Origin of the sequence: Pseudoalteromonas sp. TAE56, assembly GCF_000497955.1 — a bacterium.
Classification (GTDB): domain Bacteria; phylum Pseudomonadota; class Gammaproteobacteria; order Enterobacterales; family Alteromonadaceae; genus Pseudoalteromonas.
The window spans coordinates 24,388-43,145 of the sequence record NZ_AUTN01000157.1; the positions used below are offsets into that span (position 1 = coordinate 24,388).

Below are 18,758 nucleotides of genomic sequence, written 5' to 3' on the forward strand. Positions count from 1 at the left end.
AAGACAGGCACCTATTTTTAACAAGCAAAACTATCCTAATTAAAGTGGGTGCCACGTTAATTTTTCATGAACCTACTTAACCTTACAAAGAGTTAGCACAATCAATATATTTATTTGCCACTTTAAACAATTGAGTATGTTCAGAGCTTGTCATCTCTAAAAGTAACTTTAACATTTTTTTGTCCTTAGCACTTGTAGCAACAAATATTGGGCTTTCTATAAATCTCCGTTTTGAAAATAAGGATATGTCGTTACTTAGCAAATACCTGACACCTTCATAGTTTGAACGATAAACAGCCATATCAAGCAAAACATCCCCATATTTATGAAGGATATTACTTTTTTCAAATTCCATTTCATTATTCATCAGTCTCTTCAATACCTTACTCGGGAAATCATACTCTCTCATAAGTTCATGCCCCAATTCTCGTCGGGCAAGTTCACCGACCTCACTCAAGTCAGCCGTTTGAACCATCTCTGCATACTTTGAGCAAGACCAGACATTATTTGCACACAGTAAAAGTATTGGGACAATATATTTTACTAATCGTATGTTACCGAGGGATATAATCAACCTTTACTCCTGTAATTCTGTGGTATTTGAACTGATGTTTTACTGGTATACAGGTGGGCGCAGACAAGCCCAATAAATCACCGGCCAAGTGTCCTATCCATCCAGAAGGATTTGTAACAACTGTGGCTGAAGTTCCTAAGGCAATAAACTAAGATGACACCCATCCTAATTCTTAGTTCGTCAAAGTGTAAGTTTAGGATAGGTGATGAAATAGACGCTTGCTAAGACGCGTCAATTATTAAACAGTTTAAATAAACTAAGTACGATAAAGTACTTTAATTACATGCCAGCCAAATTTTGTTTTAACTAGGTGGGGTTCTAAAATTGCGCCTTTAAATGCAATTTTGTCAAACTGTGGAACCATTTGTCCGCGTCTAAATTCACCTAAGTCACCGCCTTTTTTACCCGATGGGCATGACGAATACTTTTTAGCTAAGGTCTGAAACTTCGCACCTTTACCTAATTGCTTAATAATATCTTCTGCAATTTCTTTGTGCTTAACCAAAATGTGAAGTGCATGTGCTGTGTTTGCCATGAAAAAAGCCTTTTATACCGTTAGCTAAAATTAAACGCGGCGATTTTAACACAACCTCATAAGCCTGGCATCTACTTATACTGCAGTGTATTAACGCCTAATTTATAAATAATGTTTGGCATCCTCTGGGTTGGGAATTCTGCAATACTGATATTTACCAAATAAGGTATAGCGGTTTAAAGCAACCCTATCGTATAACCAATTATTAAACCTATTTGGCAAAATACTAAATACGTTTGCTAGCTTGTATGGGTAACCTAGCTGCTTAACAACGTTAAAAAAAGCATGACTTTGTGTATACGCGTTACCATTTTCAACAAACACCATTGAAGCATATTCACTTGTTGAAAAACCAAAATGCGTTAACAACAGTTCTCCTTTTGGAGATTGCACACTACATAATTTAAAAATAGTATTAGTGTCGTGAGCAATAATAAAGTTACACCACGCGCTGCACAGCTTACACTGCGCATCGAATAATATAATTTTTTGATTACGCATTAATGTCGCTGCATCATCGCTCATAACACCTCCTTAATTAAGTACTTTACTGCTGCACCGGCTTTTTTTGTAACTTGCGCTGCAAAGTACGTCTATGCATATTAAGTTGCCTTGCGGTTACCGACACATTGCCATTATTGCTGTGCAGGACTTGTTGAATATGCTCCCACTCTAAGCGCTCCGGCGACATAACTGCATCATCAATAGCACTCGATGCCGTTGCCACAGGCTCGGTGTTAAGCGCTTTTAATAACGTTGCCATATCAACCGGTTTAGTAAGGTAGTCGTTTGCACCTAAACGCATTGCCTCTACTGCGGTTGCTATACTTGCAAACCCAGTTAGTAAAACAATATGTGTTTGGGGGAGCAAACTACGTAATGGCTTTATTAATGCCAAGCCATTGTCATCGCCTAGTTTCATATCTAGTAATACAAAGTCAGGTAAGTGCTGGCGGGCTATAAGTAATGCATCACTTTGATTATGCGCTACCTCGCAGGCAAAGCCCTGTTTAGTTAAGCGCCTTGCTAGTGTGCTGGCTAAATTTATATCGTCTTCAATTATAAGTAACTTCATGAGGCGTTATTCTCAGTGTTTACAATAGCGAGTTTAACTTTGGCAACAGCGCCGCCATCTGCATGATTAAACAAGGTAAGTGAGCCATTTAAACGCTCAAAAGTAACATTTGATAAAAGCACAGCAAGCCCCATTCCTTGATCGCTTGGCATAAGTTGCCCGCCCAGCTCTGCTAATTGCGATGACGAAAAGCCACAGCCAAAATCACGAATTAGCAAGTAAACGCATTCGCTATGTAAGTTGTCTTGCTGCCAACTCAATTCTAGCTGCGTTTGGCTTTGCTTTTGATTAGCGAGCGCGGCGTTTTGCAATAAATTTAAAATAGCGGGCAATAACATGGCATCACTCAATAGCGTTGCAGCAATAGGTGGCGTAATCCATTTAATGTGCTGATCAGGGTATTGCAGTAAAAGTGTGTCGGTAATTTGTGTTTGCAGTTGCTTTACCGTTGTATGCTCTTGTGAATTTTTAAGGCGTAACTGCTCTGAGAGGTTTCTAAAGTCGTTAAGCTGTGTACTGCACTGAGTAAGCGGCGCTTGCATGTGCTTAACAATAGGATTGTTTGGTTGCTCTTCTAATAACTCTTCAAACAGTAACTGTAAATTTGCAATTGGGGTCGCTAGTTGATGAGTTATTTGTGCTGCGGCCCCATCAAGGGTAACAAGCTGCTCATTACGTAATTGCTTTTCTCGCACATTTGCAATAATTCGCTCTCGCTCTTTAAGTGCTCTGCTCATTGCGCCAATAACAAGTGCAATTACACTGGCACTTAAAACAAAATTAACCCACATGCCAATAAAGTGACCACTCATATTCATTTGATGCATACTGTGATCGGGCATCTTTATCAATAAAAAACTGTATGCGGCAATGGCTAACACTGCAATATAAGCTAATCCTTTTTCTCTGAGCGTAACAGCAGCTATCATTATTGGGAGTAATAACAACGATACAAATGCATTAGTTGCACCGCCACTTAGTGAGAGCAATACCGTTAAAAATAACACATCAGCAGTTAACTGCATTAACATACCCAAGGGCTTAGCTTGGCTTACGTTACGATAAGCAAACAGGCTAATAAGCTGAAACACAGCCTCAACGGCAATAACAATCAGCAAAGGCAGTAATGCAATCTGATGTTCTAGTAAAAAATAAACGCTAAGCACAGCAATTAATTGCACGGCAATTGCGCCGCTACGCAGCATTAATAGTCGACTAATGGTGGGGTCTGTACGCATTAACAAGAGGTAATTGCCCAATCAAATGTTTAATAAGGTTATTTTAACGGTTATATGATTTTTAATCATCATCCATCGAAATTGAAAACGGTGCACAAGGCGTTCCTTGATGAAACACCATTTTCCATTGTTCGTTAGTTTGACGCCAAAGCGACATACGCAATGAATAATTAAATTCACTGCGAGCAGAGCGCCTATAAGCAGCTTGATAACTAAGTTGCACTACATCATCGCTCAGCATTCGGCCCTTAAAATGCTGATTATAAAACTGTGGCACAACCTCGGTAGGTAAGCGGGTAAGTACTTGGTATTTATTAAATGTAGTGCCGTTGGCTGCAATTTCGATAAATTCATCATCGAGTAAAGCATCTAATGCGCGCTCAGATTGGCGAATCTCTGGGTCTAGTAACTGGCGCTCAGCGTCAATCAAATGATTAAACAACGACACTTTTATTTTGCTGCTCATAACCTTCCCTATTGTTTATAAACTTGCCCGGCTTTCATAACAAATTGCACGTTTTTAAGTACGTCGATATTTTTAAGCGGTGAGCCATTCACACTGATAATATCTGCTTGCTTACCAACACTCAAGTCGCCAATGAGTGCGCTTTGCCCCAGTAGTTTAGCTGCATGTATGGTTGCTGACTTAATAGCTTGGGCTTCGCTCATACCATTGTTTACCATTAAACTAAATTCGTTAGCATTAAGCCCATGACGCGACACCCCAGAGTCTGTTCCAAAGGCTATATTAACCTTGTTTTGCAGTGCAAGTTTAAACGAAGCCTGCATTTTTGGAGTCACTTCACGCACTTTGTCGGCTATTGCCGGCGGCATATTTGGATTTGTAAGCACCTCTTCGCTTACCGTTGCACCCGCTAAAAGCGTCGGTACTAAATAAGCTCCCGTTTTTTTAAATAACTTTATTGCCTCTTTATCTAAATAAGAGCCATGCTCAATAGAATCTACACCGGCTTTTAAGGCCGCTTTTATACCTTGTGTACCGTGCGCATGCGCTGTAACTTTACGCCCTAAGTGGTGAGCAGTATCAACAATTGCAATCAGCTCTGCATCTGTAAGTTGTTGGTTAACCCCTGCGGCGGTATTACTCAATACTCCACCTGTGGCAGTAATTTTAATTACATCAGCGCCACTTTTTATTACCTCGCGTACCGCACGGCTACAATCATCCGCGCCATTACAAATACCAATCCCACCTGTAACCGCATCTGTAATATCTTTTCGATAACCGTGCATATCTGCGTGTCCACCGGTAGGCGATATTGTATTACCCGCTGCAAAAATACGAGGGCCGTTAATATCATTTCTCTCGATAGCGCGTTTTAGCGGAAATATAACTTTATGATCGCTACCTAAATCTCGCACTGATGTAAAACCCGCATCGAGCGTACGTTGCAAATATTTAATTGAGCGCAAAGCATAGTCGGCATCATATTCTGTTGCCCAGCGGTGAGGGTTTGCTTTAGCATCTCGCTCAAACGTAACGTGAACATGCATATCAATAAGACCAGGCATTACGAATTGATTTTTAAGATTGATAATATCGGCATCAGATAGGTTAAGTTCTGCTTTTGTGAGGTAGCCGTCTTTAATGGCTGTTATTGTATTATCTGTTATGACTAACGTTTGCTCTGTTTTTACTTTTTGATCCTCGGATGCAAGTAAGCTGCCCGCATAAATAATTTTATGCTGTTGAGCAAAAGCCCCATTTGCAATTAATGCCAGCGCTATTGAAGTGAATGTTGTTATTAGTGTTGTTTTCATACTTGCTCCTTTTTTATACTAGCATTACCTTAAATAACCCGTAATTGCGAATATTTACGATACAAAGCATGCTATAAACTAGTCTTGAAAGCCGTTTTTTGGTATAACTCACCCATTAGAAATACATGTCAGACCACCTTAAGAGAACATACTATGCCTTACGCACATATCACTGGTTGGGGTAAATGCATTCCACCAGCAAGCATTAGCAACGATGAAATTAGTGAAATAGTTGATACCACCGACGAGTGGATAACCACGCGTACAGGCATTAAATCTCGCCGAGTGAGCCATGTAAGTACCGCCGAGCTGGCAACCGTTGCTGCTAAGCATGCTATTGCGTGCGCGGGCGTTGATCCTAAAGATATTGATTTAGTGATATTAGCCACTTGTACACCTTCTACTGTTGTGGCAAATACCGCCTCACAAGTGCAAAAAAATATTGGTGCAACTGGCGCTGCCGCAATGGATACAAACGCGGCATGTTCGGGCTTTTTATATGCATTGCAAGCTGCTACAGCACAAATTCAAGCGGGTATGATCAAAAAAGCAGTGGTCATTGCAGCTGAGCGTATGACCTGGTACGTAAACTGGGCACGCCGTGACAGCGCTGTATTATTTGGCGATGGTGCAGGTGCGGTCGTACTTGAAGCAGCAGATACACCAGCGGGTCTACTTGGTACTAAAACCGGTTGTGACAGTGAAGACCGCGACATTTTACACATCACTAACTTTGGTAGTGATTTAAATAAATATGAACCAATTGGTCCATCTGATTTATTATTTGAAGGTCGTGAAATTTTCAAACGTGCTGTTAAAGGCATGAGCGAAGCGTGCGACGACGTACTTAAACAAGCCGATTTGAGCCTTGATGACATTAATGTACTCGTTCCACACCAAGCTAACTTACGTATTATTCAGGCTATTCAACATCGTTTAAAAGTACCTGACGAAAAAGTAATGGTTAACATTGGTGAGTATGGTAATACCTCTGCTGCAACTATTGCTATTGCGTTATGTGAAGCCGTTGAGCAAGGGTTAATTAAACCGCATTCAAATATTATGTCTGCTGCATTTGGTGCAGGCCTAACATGGGCTGCAAGTTACATAAAATGGGGCGAGCGCGTAACGCCTATTAGTGTAAGCGATGCTGCTTTACCACCATGTGATAAAACTGGTTTAGAGCTTGTAGCACCAGCTGTTAAAGCATGTAAAGAAGCGCAGCCAAGCTAACAAAAGATGTAATAACCCACATTTAAAACGCACTTATTTAAGTGCGTTTTTGCTTTTTAAGGAATTAAATTTGAAACTTTTAGGTATTCATCACGCTGCCATTATTTGCAGTGACTATGCACGTTCTAAACACTTTTATAGCAACGTACTTAAACTTAACGTTATTAATGAGCACTTTAGAGCTGATCGTAATTCATATAAATTAGATTTAGCCATGCCCGATGGTAGTCAAATAGAGTTATTTTCGTTTTATGGCGCACCTACGAGACCAAGCTATCCCGAAGCACAAGGCTTAAGACATTTAGCTTTTAAGGTAGCTGATATACAGATTTCAAAAACGTATTTAGAGTCGTGTAATGTAGACGTTGAGGATATTAGAGTGGATGAAATAACCGGCAAAAAGTTTACCTTTTTTGCCGATCCAGATAATTTACCACTTGAACTATACGAGGTTTAACCCCGTATAGTCATATAAGATTAGTTAAAACGGTTTTGTAAGTAAGTAAACACCGCGCGAATACCTAACGCTTCACCACCTGTTGGACGACCTGGTAATGCACGTAAGTTCCATGCCATTACATCAAAGTGCACCCATGGTGTTGTTGGTTCAACAAATTCTTTTAAGTAAAGCGCTGCGGTAATAGCACCACCAAACGGTGTGCTTGCACAGTTTGCCATATCGGCTACATCACTTTTTAGTAAGTTTTTGTATTGTTCAAACAACGGAAGCTGCCAAACAGGATCATGGACGATTAAACCTGCATCAATAATACCATTTGCTACATCGCGCTCTGTTGAGAAAAAGCCCGGAAGCTCCGTGCCCAGTGCAACACGACATGCGCCCGTGAGAGTAGCAAAATCAATAATTAGCTCAGGGTTGTCGTTTTGTGCTTCGCTTAATGCATCACACAATACTAATCGCCCTTCCGCGTCGGTATTATCAATTTCGACCATAATGCCTTTGCGTGTTTTAACAACATCGCCAGGGCGAAATGCATTTCGCGATACTGCATTTTCAACAGCGGGTACAAGCACTCGTAATCTAATTGGTAAGTTAGCTGCCATAATAAGCTGCGCTAGTGCAATTACGTGCGCCGCGCCGCCCATGTCTTTTTTCATGTTACGCATGCCAGAGCTTGGTTTTAAATCAAGTCCACCAGAGTCAAAACATACGCCCTTACCTACTAGCGTAATTAATGGAGCATCTGTTGCACCCCATTTTAAATCGAGTAAACGCGGTTTGTTTTCGCTTGCACGACCCACCATATGAATAGTCGGGTAGTTTTGCTCTAGTAACTCATCGCCAATCCACTGTGAAAATTCGCCATTGTAAGTTGCAGCTAAATCTTCCATTACTTGCGATAAATGTTGCGGCATCATATCTACCGCTGGAGTATTAACTAAATCACGTGCAAGTGTAATGGCATCAGCTTGTTGGCTAATACGGTCAAACAACGCTTTATCGCTAATGGCTAATTGCGCTTTTGCTGTTGGTTTTTCTTTATATTCACTAAATTCGTAACCACCAAGCACAAACCCTAAAGCAACTTGCTCTACAAAAGCGCTCTCGCCTTGAATTTGATAAGTACCAGTAGGAAGTGTATTTGCTAAATTACCCGCAGCCCAAAAATCATCGCTACTTTGCATTAAACAAAATACCTGGCTTAACTCGCCAGTTTTAGCATCAGGGATTAAAGCAACACCTTGCTTTTCAAAACCTGTATTAGTTAACCAATTTTGTATAAATGCAGGCTGCTGTGCTTGCCAGTCAGATAATTCGTTTTTAAGAATAAAAGATAAAGGAATACCAGAAGATGTATGACGTAGTAATGCACTCATTAAAAAGCTCATATAATATAAAAATGGTACTTAAGAGCATATCAATAAGCGCACCTAAAAGGTATCGCTAATTTGAAGGGATTTTAGTTACTTTTTTAAGCTGTTTTTGGATTCTTGCTTTTGATTTTCTTGATCTATTTTAGCATCAAGTTCTTTAATAGATTTGTTTATATTAAACGAGCTTGGCAGTACATCAACTCCCACTAAACTCCCTAATTTAACAACTAAAGGAATTGTAAGCGGGGCAAAAGGTAATACAGCAAACACACCCAGCCCTAGCCCTTTTAGAATATCAACAAACTGTTCATTAGCGCGTTTTAACTCCTCTTTACTTGTTTGGCCTTGGGTATAGCGCCTATAAATAGAGAGCATTTCTTTGGTTTCTTGTTTTTCTTGAGCAAGTGCGATTTTAAGCGCCACCATAGCACGACGAAAACGCAGCTGTTGGCGTTTCTTACTAATTTTAACTACCCGCCAAGGCGCACGGTGAATAACTTTATATAATCGCATAGCTTTTATTTTCACACAGCGGCGCAGGTTCACAAAGAATAATTTACTTGCTACGGCCTTTCACTTACTCTTATTGCACCAAATTAGTATTAAATACATACAATAATGCAAAATTTATCAAGTCAAATACCGCAAAAGCCTGAAAAACCAAAATCTGATGAATGCTGTGGCGGCGGTAGTTGCTGCCCCTGTGTGTGGGATGAATATAAAGAAAAATTAGTGGCTTGGCGCTGCATACAAAACATTAAAAAACACAAGAAAGAAACAAATAAATAACATTTTAATATTTCCAACGCATTAAAATTCCTCTTAACAACCCTATTTGCACTTATTTAGTTCATTTCCACTTCACTTTGCACCACTGTTGCATTTTTTATTAAATTGAACCTTTTTGTTATCAAACGGTTAATTAACAATTGCTCTCCTCGTTTTTTACCTATAGTCTGTAGATAGGACTTCACAAAAAGTAAGCTTAATTGATTAGGCTTTTGAGGTAAGACCTCAAACTTATGTGAAACAAAAATTAAGTAAAAAATAAATGATGTGAAATTAGCATCAAAAATAAGAATTATTCTAACTGGGGAAAATTAGAATGAAATTAAAAAATAATGCGCTAAACCAAGCAATCAAATTTGCTTTAGCTACAACCACTGCAGGGTTGTTTTTTTCAGGTACTGCTGTTGCAGCAGACGAGCAACAACAACAAACTAAAGTAAACAAAAACGTAGAGAAAATTGCCGTAGTAGGTACGCGTTCAGCTCCACGTTCAATCGGTGATTCACCGGTGCCAATCGATATCATTGGTGGCGAAGAGCTTGAAAAGTCGGGCAACACTGACATGCTTGAACTTTTAAAAGGTGCCGTGCCATCTTTTAACGTACATCAAAACCCTATTAGCGATGCAGCCTCTCTTGTTCGCCCAGCTAACTTACGTGGTTTACCATCAGACAGCACATTAGTTCTTTTAAACGGCAAACGTCGTCATCGTGCTTCTGTAATTGCGTTTTTAGGCGGTGGTATTAATGATGGTGCCCAAGGTGCAGATATTTCAGTAATTCCAAGCATTGCTATTAAACAAGTAGAAGTACTTCGTGATGGCGCAGCCGCACAGTATGGTTCTGATGCAATTGCCGGTGTAATGAACTTCCAGTTAAAAGACGCTTCAGAAGGCGGTAAATTAGAAATTCGCCATGGTCAATTTTATGAAGGCGATGGGGATACAACACAAGTGTCGGGTAACGTGGGTTTACCTTTTACCGACAATGGCTTTGCTAATTTAAGTTTTCAATACAAAACAGCAGATGCAACAAGCCGCTCAGTTCAGCGTGCCGATGCTGCAGCTCTTTCAGCTGCCGGTGTTCCTGATGTATCTTCGCTAGCACAAGTATGGGGCGCACCAGAAGTTGATGACGATATTACAATTTTTGGTAACGTGGGTTTAGAGCTCACTAACGATTCTGAATTTTACATGTTTGGTAACTACTCTGAACGTGATGTACGTGGTGGCTTTTACTACCGTAACCCACAAACGCGTTCTGGTGTTTATTCAAATGATGGTGGCGAAACTCTGCTTGTTGCAGATTTAACACCTGATATGAGCGCTAACTGTCCTACTATTGCAATAACAGATGGCAACGTACTAGATGATCCAGCTTACATAAATGGTGTAGCGAACAACCCAGATTGTTTTGCATTTAACGAATCGCTTCCAGGTGGTTTTACACCTAACTTTGGCGGCAACATTACTGATACTTCTTTAACTATCGGTACTAAAGGGCGATTCACTGGTGGTTTCTTAAAAGATACTTACTATGACTTAAGCGGTACTGTGGGCTTAAATGAATCACGTTACTTTATTTACGATACAGTTAATGCCTCTTTAGGTGCAGATACACCACGTGATTTCAGCCCAGGTAAATATGAGCAACTAGAGAAAAACTTTAACTTTGATTTATCAAAGGGTGTCGACTTTGGTTTAGCTTATGATGTAAATATTGCCGGTGGTTTTGAATGGCACGAAGAAACATTCACTATCATTTCTGGTGATGAAGCATCGTACACTGCAGGCCCTTTAACAGAACAAGGTTTTGGTATTGGCTCTAACGGCTTCCCTGGTTTTAAACCATCACAAGCAGGTGAGTTTTCTCGTCGTAACTATGCAGCATACGTTGATGTTGAAGCACCGTTCACTGAAGATTTCCTAATGGGCGTGGCGCTTCGCTTTGAAGACTACGACAGCTTTGGTACTACAACTAACTACAAAGTAATGGCTCAATACCATTTAACTGAAGATTTAAATATTCGTGGCTCTGTAAGTAGCGGTTTCCGTGCACCGACAGTTGGTCAAGCTAACGTAAGTAACGTACAAACAAGCTTAGACAGCGGCGTATTACAAGATTCAGCGCTTCTTCCACCAACAAACCCAATTGCAGTGCAATTAGGTGGTACAGAGCTTGAGCCGGAAGAATCGCAAAGCTATACGCTTGGTGCTGTATACACAATCGGCGAGTTATTTTTAACACTTGATTACTACAACATTCAAGTAGATGACCGTATTAGCCAATCAGATAAAATCAACTTAAGCCAAGCAGATAAAGATACACTTACAGCGGCTGGAGTTCCTAATGTACAAGGCCTTGCTCAAGTAAGCTTTTTTACAAATGACTTTGATACAACAACACAAGGTATCGATTTAGTTGCAAACTATACAGCTGAACTAATGGGCGGTAGCTCTACATTTAGCCTTGCTTATAACTGGAATGATACTGAAGTAACTCAATTTAGTGAGATTACAGGTGCGTTTAAGGTTAAGCGCTTAGAAGAAGACTTACCGAATCATCGTGCAACGTTCACATTATCTCAGCAGTGGGAATCAGTTTCTGCATTTGCTCGTGCAAACTACTACGGCGAATACCAAGGTGTTCACGTTGATTATGATGCAACAGCTAAAACAGCAGATGCTGCCGTCACTATTGATGCTGAAGTAACTTACTTCTTAAATGAATCAGTTAGCTTCTCTGTAGGCGCTCAAAACTTGTTTGACCAAGATGCTGAAAAACTTGATTTTGCAGATGCAACGGGAATTCCTAATAACAACTGGGGTGGTCAATACTATGAAACATCTCCGTTTGGTATTAACGGTGGCTTTTACTACGCTAAAGCAACATATACTTTCTAAACTATTTTCATGAAGAACCAAAGGCGAAATGTTAAAGACATTTCGCCTTTTTAATTTTATAGTTAATAAAAATAATAATGAACAATACCAATTGCATTGAATAAGTGTTCTATTATAGCGCTCAGAAAATAGCGTAATAACAAGGCGAAAATTATGATATATAGTTGCTCTATATGAATAATTTTTAACGTAGTGAGTACGCTATTTAATGCGATAGAATGATTGTTTTTCAATAAAATTGGTATAACTATGCTACTTAATAAAGCTAACCAACTACTGCAACAAAATAAACTCAAAGAAGCTGAGTTTCATTTTAAAACGCTATTAAATAGTAATCCTGAAAATGGTGAAGCTTTATTTGGCTTAGGCAGAATTGCCTTACGACTAGAACGCTATGACTCTGCTGTATACTTACTCCAAAAAGCATGTGAGCGAATGCCTCATATGCTTGAACCATTACATGCACTAGCAGATGCGTTCAACGGTGTTAATTCGCCAAACGATGCGTTAACTGTACTCGAATATGCAAAAAAGTTAGCGAGTCATAACCCAGAACCCCACTACTACCTAGCCCAACACTACTTAACATATGGCGAATTAGATAAAGCCCATACAACGTTTGCCCAAGCTCTCAGTATTGGCACCTACCCAGTAACAGCCTATATTTTATTTGAACTTGTACAGTTAGGCCGCTTTAATAAAGAGCATAATTATGTAAGTAATTTACACCACTTATTAACTCAAACGAGCAATTTACGTTTAAAAATGGTGTGTTACTACGCATTAGCAAACAGTTACGATGCACTTGAAGATACCGAGCAAGCATTTAATTACTTTATATTGGCGAATAAATTACAAAAAAAATTAAGTGAATTTAACACTAAAGATTTAATCCCTTTTTACGATGAAATAATAAAATACAACACCGAGGAATTTATTGCCTCTGCCGATGAAAAGTTTACAGGTAATATTACGTCTGTTTTTATCATTGGCATGCCTCGTAGTGGCTCTACCCTCCTGGAGCAAATGTTGGCAAGCCATAGTCAGTTTTCGAGCCTAGGAGAGAGTACAAGTATTAGTAATAACGCAGTTGCTTTTATTGAACAAAAAACGGGAGTTGCTTACCCGCAATGTTTAGCGCATTTAACGCCTGACCTAATAAAAAAAGCCCGCGAACTGTATATCACAACTTTAAAAACAGCATCGCCCATCAGACCTTTTATAATAAATAAACTGCCTAGTAATTATCAATCGCTAGGACTTATATATAGGCTGTTTCCTAATGCTAAATTTATAAACTTAAGTCGTGATTTTAATGCCACCGCATTTTCTATCTTCACTAATTACTTTGCTGAAAACGAGCCTTATTTTTGCTCACTATCTGAGTTTAAGCTTTATCATAAGTTGTATGAAAAAATGATGAGGCATTGGCACTCCTTTAAAGATATGCCAATTTATGATGTCAGTTACGAAGATTTAGTGAGTAACCCAAAAGAGCAGCTAACGCAGTTACTTGGTTTTTTAAACTGTCATTTTGAAGAGCGCTGCTTAGCGTTTTATAAACAAAAAACACCGGTAACCACGTTGAGTAAACATGCTATTCGCCAACCTATTAATAACGCCGCAATCGCTAAGTGGGAGCGTTACAAAACACCGCTTTTAAAGTTACTTGATGAGAATTAATTAGGGCCTGTTTATCTTTCGAGGTTAAATTTGCAGTAGGCTGTTTGGTATTTAGGCAAGGCAGAGCCTATGTAGTGTGGTTGTTCCCCATAAATAGGCGATAACGCAGCATAAAGACCAAACATCCACTGCCTTCGGGTTCTTTCTAGGGACGATTAACTCTTTGTTGCCTACATGGACGTAGGTAAGGGGCGTGAGCAGGACGCGGAAGCTTTGCTCGGTTTTTACTTATTCTTACATGGACGTAAGCCAGTAGAATAACGCAGGAGCAGTTATCGAGCCCACTAGGTTACAAACTTCGGGCCGCGATTAAATCGCCCCTAGATTGAACAAATTTTAATCCTGAAAGGTTAACAGGCCCTTACGGACGTGCTTTAAACCAATTAAGTAAATCTTTAAATTGATCATCACGCGCACTTGGGTGGGTAAGCATATTAATATGATCGTAATCAAAATTATGCCCGTGTTTACGACCGTAAATTCGCATTTTTTGAATGCCAGGCCCAGATTCGTCCATAAATTTTTGAATATCGATTGGTTGAGCTAGTGCTTTGTCTTTTACCGCAGCAATATGAAGCGTTGGCGGTAAATGCAGGCTGTTTAGCGCTTTTGCATAATCAAAATTATCATCAGAATCTATCCATGGCTTCTTTTTAGCCCATTGCATACTTTGATAATGCGACTTTTGAGTTTCGTTATCGCTTCCCCACTTATAGCCCTTAGCATTTAAATAACCATGTTTTTTAGCAAGTAAAGGCGCCATAAAATACCAAATTAAATTGGCTTGTAATAGTTTTTGAGGATGATTATTAAATAAAGAACGCTTAGAGCCAAAATACACACACGCTTTTACATCATTAATATATTGAGGGAAACGTGCAAACGCGCTGTTCATTAATACTCCGCCCCAAGAGTGAGCAACCCAGTAGTCAGGCTTCTTGCCTTCAATCGACTCTATTTGCTTAATAAACGCTGGAATATCTTCTAAAATGGCTTCAGTTTGCCCGTACTTAGCGTCACTTGAAATAACCGGTTTACTACCACCTCGGCCACGTAAATCGGCCACATAACACCTATATCCATGCTCAGCCAAAAAAGGGGCAAGTCCTTTATTTGAATGGGTATAAAAAATTTTACCGTTTTCTACAGCTCCATGCATAAAAAATACGACAGGCCCTTGCTGATTTTCATCGCTAATACGGCGTAAATGAAGTGTTTGTTGATCAGCTAAATTAATAATTATTGATTGCTGAGAAATCGCCACAGTTATTCCTTTTTATTATTTTCAACTCATCCTACCAGCAATATTAAATATACCAAAGGAAATGTCTGCACTTTACTCATCAGCATTTGTTACAATCACTACATCATATCTGTTGTTAAAATGAAGCCATGAAAGAAAATAAAGCACGTTCAAAATTACACCCTCGTAACCTACATAAAAATGGGTACGACTTCGATTTATTAACAACAGAGCACCCTGCTCTACTGCCGTTTGTTATAACAACACCTGCAGGGACTAAAAGCATTGATTTTAGTGATAACAAAGCCGTTAAAACACTCAATCAAGCTCTTTTAAAAGCACATTATAATATTGATTTTTGGGATATTCCCGAGCACAACTTATGTCCACCTATACCTGGGCGTGTTGACTACATTCATTACTTAGCCGACTTATTAAGTGATGATAATCAACAACAAATACCTTTAGGTAAGCAAATTAAAGTACTTGATATTGGTACTGGCGCTAATTTAGTTTACCCGCTTACTGGTACAAGTGAATATAAGTGGCATTTTACAGGGACTGATATTGATGCAACCTCAGTAAAAATAGCAAAGCAAATTGCTCAGTTTAATGGTTTAAAAATAACCCTAAAACAACAAAAAAACGCATCACATATTTTTAAAGGCGTTATAAATCAAAAGGATTTATTTCATTTAACACTTTGTAATCCTCCGTTTCATGCCAGTGAAGAAGAAGCGACTAAAGGTAGTGCACGTAAATGGAAAAACTTAGGCAAAACACCAAGTAACGCGCTTAACTTTGGTGGCCATAATAATGAATTATGGTGCGAAGGCGGTGAAGTACAGTTTATCTTTAATATGATTAAAGAAAGCGAAGACTTTGCAGAGCAAGTACTGTGGTTTACGTCGTTAGTATCCAAAAAAGATAATATTGCAGCCCTTGAAGAAGTATTAAAAGCCCACCCGATAGCACAATATAAAATAGTTGATATGGCACAAGGTCAAAAAATTAGCCGCTTTATTGCATGGAGCTACTTTGATAAAGAAACCCGCGAGCAAATTTGTAGCGAGCTTGATTAATACCAATTTTATTAAAAACAATAAAAAGGATAAGGCAATCATGATAGATTTTCGCTCTGATACAGTTACAAAACCAACAAAAGAAATGCGCGATATTATGTACAGCGCACCGGTTGGTGATGATGTATATGGTGATGATGAAAGCGTTAACCAACTAGAAGCTTATGCGTGTAAGCGTTTTAACTTTGAAGCCGCACTTTATTGTAGCTCAGGTACACAAGCCAACTTACTTGCAATAATGGCGCATTGTGAGCGAGGTGACGAATACATTTGTGGCCAAAATGCGCATAACTATAAGTTTGAGGGCGGCGGTGCAGCTGTTTTAGGGTCTGTGCAACCACAGCCTATCGAAAACGATGCTGATGGCAGTATACCTTTTAGTAAAATATCGGCGGCTATAAAACCAGACGATTGCCATTTTGCAAAAACGCGATTGCTTAGTTTAGAAAATACCATTGGCGGAAAGGTGCTTCCTCTTGAGTACTTAGCCCAAGCTCGTGACTTTGTTAACACACATAATTTAGCGCTGCACTTAGACGGCGCACGAGCATTTAATGCCGCAGTTGAGCTAAATGTTGATATCACTGAAATTACAAAACACTTTGATTCAGTTTCTATTTGTTTATCTAAAGGCTTGGGAGCGCCCGTAGGCTCTTTATTAATAGGCTCACCAGCACTTATTAATAAAGCAAGACGATGGAGAAAAGTACTTGGTGGCGGTATGCGCCAAGCCGGAATGCTTGCAGCCGCTGGGCAGTTTGCACTTGAGCACAATATAGAGCGCTTAAAAGACGATCATGCAAATGCACGTTATTTGGCTCAACAATTAAGTGAAATCAGTGGCTTTACTGTCGATATGAGTAACACCACTAATATGGTTTACGCAACATACACTAACAGTATAAACATTGAAAAGATTGCTGAGGCACTTAAACAACAAGGTATATTATTTAGCCCAAGCAAGCAGCTTAGGCTAGTAACGCATTTAGATATTACGCGCGAAGATATTGATACATTTTTAAATGCTTTGTCGGCCCATATTTAACGCGGCTTTATAATGTTTGCGGCATACCGAAACATATCGGTCATTGCCGCCAATTTCTACTTGGTTACCATCGGCTATTGCTTCACCATTTTCATCGGTACGAAGTACATGGTTAGCTTTACGCCCGCAGTGGCATACAGTTTTAAGCTCAACTAACTTATCAGCCCACGCAAGTAAGTATTGCGACCCTATAAATAGCTCGCCTCTAAAGTCATTACGCAGGCCATAACACAATACCGGTATACCAAGCTCATCAACCACATCGGTTAATTGCATTACTTGTTCTTTTGATAAAAATTGACACTCGTCAACTAATACACAATGGCGCTTTTTATCATTGTTGAGTGATTGAATAAGATCAAAAACATCTTTGCTAGCATCAAATACATGCGCATCAGCTTGCAAGCCAATACGAGACGATACTTTACCCACGCCTTGTCTATCATCAATGGCCGCAGTAAGGATGACAGGTTCCATGCCACGTTCTTTATAGTTAAATGCAGATTGTAATAACGTGGTTGATTTACCTGCGTTCATTGCAGAGTAGTAAAAGTATAATTGAGCCATTGCGGTGCCATTTTATAAAAAGTGCGCTTATGCTACCTTAATATTAAATTAATACCAATTTACAAACGCGAATTTTATTTTGTCAGAGCCTGTGACCTTTCAGGATTGTAATTTGTTCTATCTAGGGGGGATTTAATCGCGGCGCGAGATTTGTAACCTAGTGAGCTAAATAAAAACCGAGCAACAAAGAGTAAATCCCTACTAGGACAAACCCAGGGGCAGCGCGTGTTTGGCATTTATAATGCGTTATCGTTTATTTATGGGGACTAACCACACTACATAGGCTCCGCCTAGCCTAAAAGCCAAACACGCTGCTGCAAATTTAACCTCGAAAGATAAACAGGCCCTTTTATTTAAGTGTTTGTAAGTATTTAATATACACAGGTGCACTTTCAAATTTTGATAACCATTGCCACATTTCCAAGCTTAGAGTGCTATTTTCTTCGTAGAATTTTTTTGAAAAAATAAGGTAACCATGGCTGGTTTCGTACGGTGGGTAAATAGGTTTAACATTTTTACTTTTATAAGGGTAACTCGACACTTTTAAGCCATTTACTTGGCATAGATCGACACTCGCCTGCACCACGCCCTTATCTAGCAACTCAAAAGCTTTGCTTTTAGAGAACGTATTATGAATAAAAAATGGTTCTTCTTTTAACGCGCTATTTAGCCCATAGCCATTAGGAATAGCTATCGTAAATGCTTTATTTTGAAATACTTCGCGAGTCTCCCACTCTTTATGAAATTTATAACGCCCTATAAGGCAGCTACCAAATTCACTTACTGCATACTCTTCTTGTAACTTACCTTGTTCATCAACAGGGTAAACAGCAACATTTTCTCGTCCTGTGCGGTAACTTGCAATAACAGCATTCACTCGATTAAATTCTAAATCGTTTAAGCATCTACGCCATGGCTTTCGAACAAATTTAATCTCAACACCATCAATCGCTTTATCTAATAAGCTTAAAACCTCCACTGAGGCCTCAGGTTGATCAATAGGTATAGCCTTATCAACACCTAAAAATAGTGGTGCTGCGTTTTTATCTTCATAACAAAAAAGTAATTCTTTGGCCGTAACGCCATTGCAAAACACAATACACTTCAAAACAAAAATATAAAGTAACGTTCTAATTTTCATAGTGATTTTTATTTATAAACTAAATCTACAGTG

The 18,758-nt window shown here is 39.3% G+C and carries 19 protein-coding genes; 7 read left to right on the top strand and 12 right to left on the bottom strand.

What is annotated here, in order from left to right:
• Positions 1–82: 82 nt before the first annotated feature.
• The 7 genes from L656_RS01000000122465 to L656_RS0120060 form a co-directional block, all read right to left on the bottom strand.
• A complete protein-coding gene (locus L656_RS01000000122465) occupies positions 83–475 on the bottom strand; it encodes an ankyrin repeat domain-containing protein (protein WP_033037352.1) in 393 nt (130 codons plus the stop codon).
• A 355-nt stretch (positions 476–830) separates the two neighbouring features.
• On the bottom strand, positions 831–1,109 hold the full coding sequence (locus L656_RS0120035; RefSeq protein WP_002959014.1) for a peptidylprolyl isomerase: 279 nt from the start codon (positions 1,107–1,109) through the stop codon (positions 831–833).
• A 102-nt stretch (positions 1,110–1,211) separates the two neighbouring features.
• Positions 1,212–1,634 (bottom strand): thiol-disulfide oxidoreductase DCC family protein, encoded by a 423-nt coding sequence (locus L656_RS0120040; protein WP_024600532.1) that lies wholly within the window; start codon positions 1,632–1,634, stop codon positions 1,212–1,214.
• 22 nt (positions 1,635–1,656) lie between these two features.
• Entirely contained in the window at positions 1,657–2,184 is a 528-nt protein-coding gene (locus L656_RS0120045) for a response regulator transcription factor (protein ID WP_024600533.1), read from the bottom strand.
• Positions 2,181–3,422 carry an ATP-binding protein gene (locus tag L656_RS0120050; RefSeq protein ID WP_029750962.1) on the bottom strand — a complete coding sequence of 414 codons (1,242 nt, stop codon included), beginning with the start codon at positions 3,420–3,422 and terminating at the stop codon, positions 2,181–2,183. The genes L656_RS0120045 and L656_RS0120050 overlap by 4 nt, the downstream gene beginning before the upstream one ends.
• Before the next feature lie 61 nt (positions 3,423–3,483).
• Positions 3,484–3,888, bottom strand: a complete 405-nt coding sequence (locus L656_RS0120055) for a nuclear transport factor 2 family protein (protein ID WP_024600535.1) — start codon at positions 3,886–3,888, stop codon at positions 3,484–3,486.
• A gap of 8 nt (positions 3,889–3,896) precedes the next feature.
• Positions 3,897–5,204 (bottom strand): metal-dependent hydrolase family protein, encoded by a 1,308-nt coding sequence (locus L656_RS0120060; protein ID WP_024600536.1) that lies wholly within the window; start codon positions 5,202–5,204, stop codon positions 3,897–3,899.
• A 153-nt stretch (positions 5,205–5,357) separates the two neighbouring features.
• Here L656_RS0120060 and L656_RS0120065 point away from each other — a divergent pair, with 153 nt between their 5' ends.
• Positions 5,358–6,437 (top strand): ketoacyl-ACP synthase III, encoded by a 1,080-nt coding sequence (locus L656_RS0120065; protein ID WP_024600537.1) that lies wholly within the window; start codon positions 5,358–5,360, stop codon positions 6,435–6,437.
• A gap of 70 nt (positions 6,438–6,507) precedes the next feature.
• The gene (gene gloA2 / locus L656_RS0120070) at positions 6,508–6,894 is read left to right on the top strand and encodes an SMU1112c/YaeR family gloxylase I-like metalloprotein (RefSeq protein WP_024600538.1); all 387 of its coding nucleotides are present in this window, start codon (positions 6,508–6,510) and stop codon (positions 6,892–6,894) included.
• Between the two features lie 20 nt (positions 6,895–6,914).
• Here gloA2 and L656_RS0120075 read toward each other — a convergent pair whose 3' ends face one another.
• Positions 6,915–8,276 carry a leucyl aminopeptidase family protein gene (locus L656_RS0120075; protein WP_024600539.1) on the bottom strand — a complete coding sequence of 454 codons (1,362 nt, stop codon included), beginning with the start codon at positions 8,274–8,276 and terminating at the stop codon, positions 6,915–6,917.
• 87 nt (positions 8,277–8,363) lie between these two features.
• Entirely contained in the window at positions 8,364–8,786 is a 423-nt protein-coding gene (locus L656_RS0120080; protein ID WP_024600540.1) for a hypothetical protein, read from the bottom strand.
• Between the two features lie 105 nt (positions 8,787–8,891).
• Here L656_RS0120080 and L656_RS1000000122905 point away from each other — a divergent pair, with 105 nt between their 5' ends.
• The 3 genes from L656_RS1000000122905 (at position 8,892) to L656_RS0120095 (ending at position 13,647) form a co-directional block, all read left to right on the top strand.
• On the top strand, positions 8,892–9,062 hold the full coding sequence (locus L656_RS1000000122905; RefSeq protein ID WP_076915784.1) for an oxidoreductase-like domain-containing protein: 171 nt from the start codon (positions 8,892–8,894) through the stop codon (positions 9,060–9,062).
• 316 nt (positions 9,063–9,378) lie between these two features.
• Positions 9,379–11,964: a TonB-dependent receptor plug domain-containing protein gene (locus tag L656_RS0120090; RefSeq protein WP_024600541.1), complete on the top strand. Its 2,586-nt coding sequence runs from the start codon at positions 9,379–9,381 to the stop codon at positions 11,962–11,964.
• 249 nt (positions 11,965–12,213) lie between these two features.
• Positions 12,214–13,647: a tetratricopeptide repeat-containing sulfotransferase family protein gene (locus tag L656_RS0120095; protein ID WP_024600542.1), complete on the top strand. Its 1,434-nt coding sequence runs from the start codon at positions 12,214–12,216 to the stop codon at positions 13,645–13,647.
• A gap of 361 nt (positions 13,648–14,008) precedes the next feature.
• Here the strand turns inward: L656_RS0120095 and L656_RS0120100 are convergent, their stop codons facing one another.
• Positions 14,009–14,911 (bottom strand): alpha/beta fold hydrolase, encoded by a 903-nt coding sequence (locus L656_RS0120100; protein ID WP_024600543.1) that lies wholly within the window; start codon positions 14,909–14,911, stop codon positions 14,009–14,011.
• Between the two features lie 128 nt (positions 14,912–15,039).
• Between L656_RS0120100 and rlmF the strand changes: the two genes are divergently transcribed.
• Both rlmF and ltaE read left to right on the top strand, forming a co-directional pair.
• A complete protein-coding gene (gene rlmF / locus L656_RS0120105) occupies positions 15,040–15,972 on the top strand; it encodes a 23S rRNA (adenine(1618)-N(6))-methyltransferase RlmF (RefSeq protein WP_024600544.1) in 933 nt (310 codons plus the stop codon).
• 40 nt (positions 15,973–16,012) lie between these two features.
• Positions 16,013–17,017, top strand: a complete 1,005-nt coding sequence (gene ltaE / locus L656_RS0120110) for a low-specificity L-threonine aldolase (RefSeq protein WP_024600545.1) — start codon at positions 16,013–16,015, stop codon at positions 17,015–17,017.
• Here ltaE and L656_RS0120115 read toward each other — a convergent pair.
• A complete protein-coding gene (locus tag L656_RS0120115; protein WP_007582344.1) occupies positions 16,991–17,584 on the bottom strand; it encodes a thymidine kinase in 594 nt (197 codons plus the stop codon). The genes ltaE and L656_RS0120115 overlap by 27 nt on opposite strands.
• 349 nt (positions 17,585–17,933) lie before the next feature.
• Positions 17,934–18,725 (bottom strand): hypothetical protein, encoded by a 792-nt coding sequence (locus tag L656_RS0120120; protein WP_024600546.1) that lies wholly within the window; start codon positions 18,723–18,725, stop codon positions 17,934–17,936.
• Positions 18,726–18,758 lie beyond the last annotated feature (33 nt).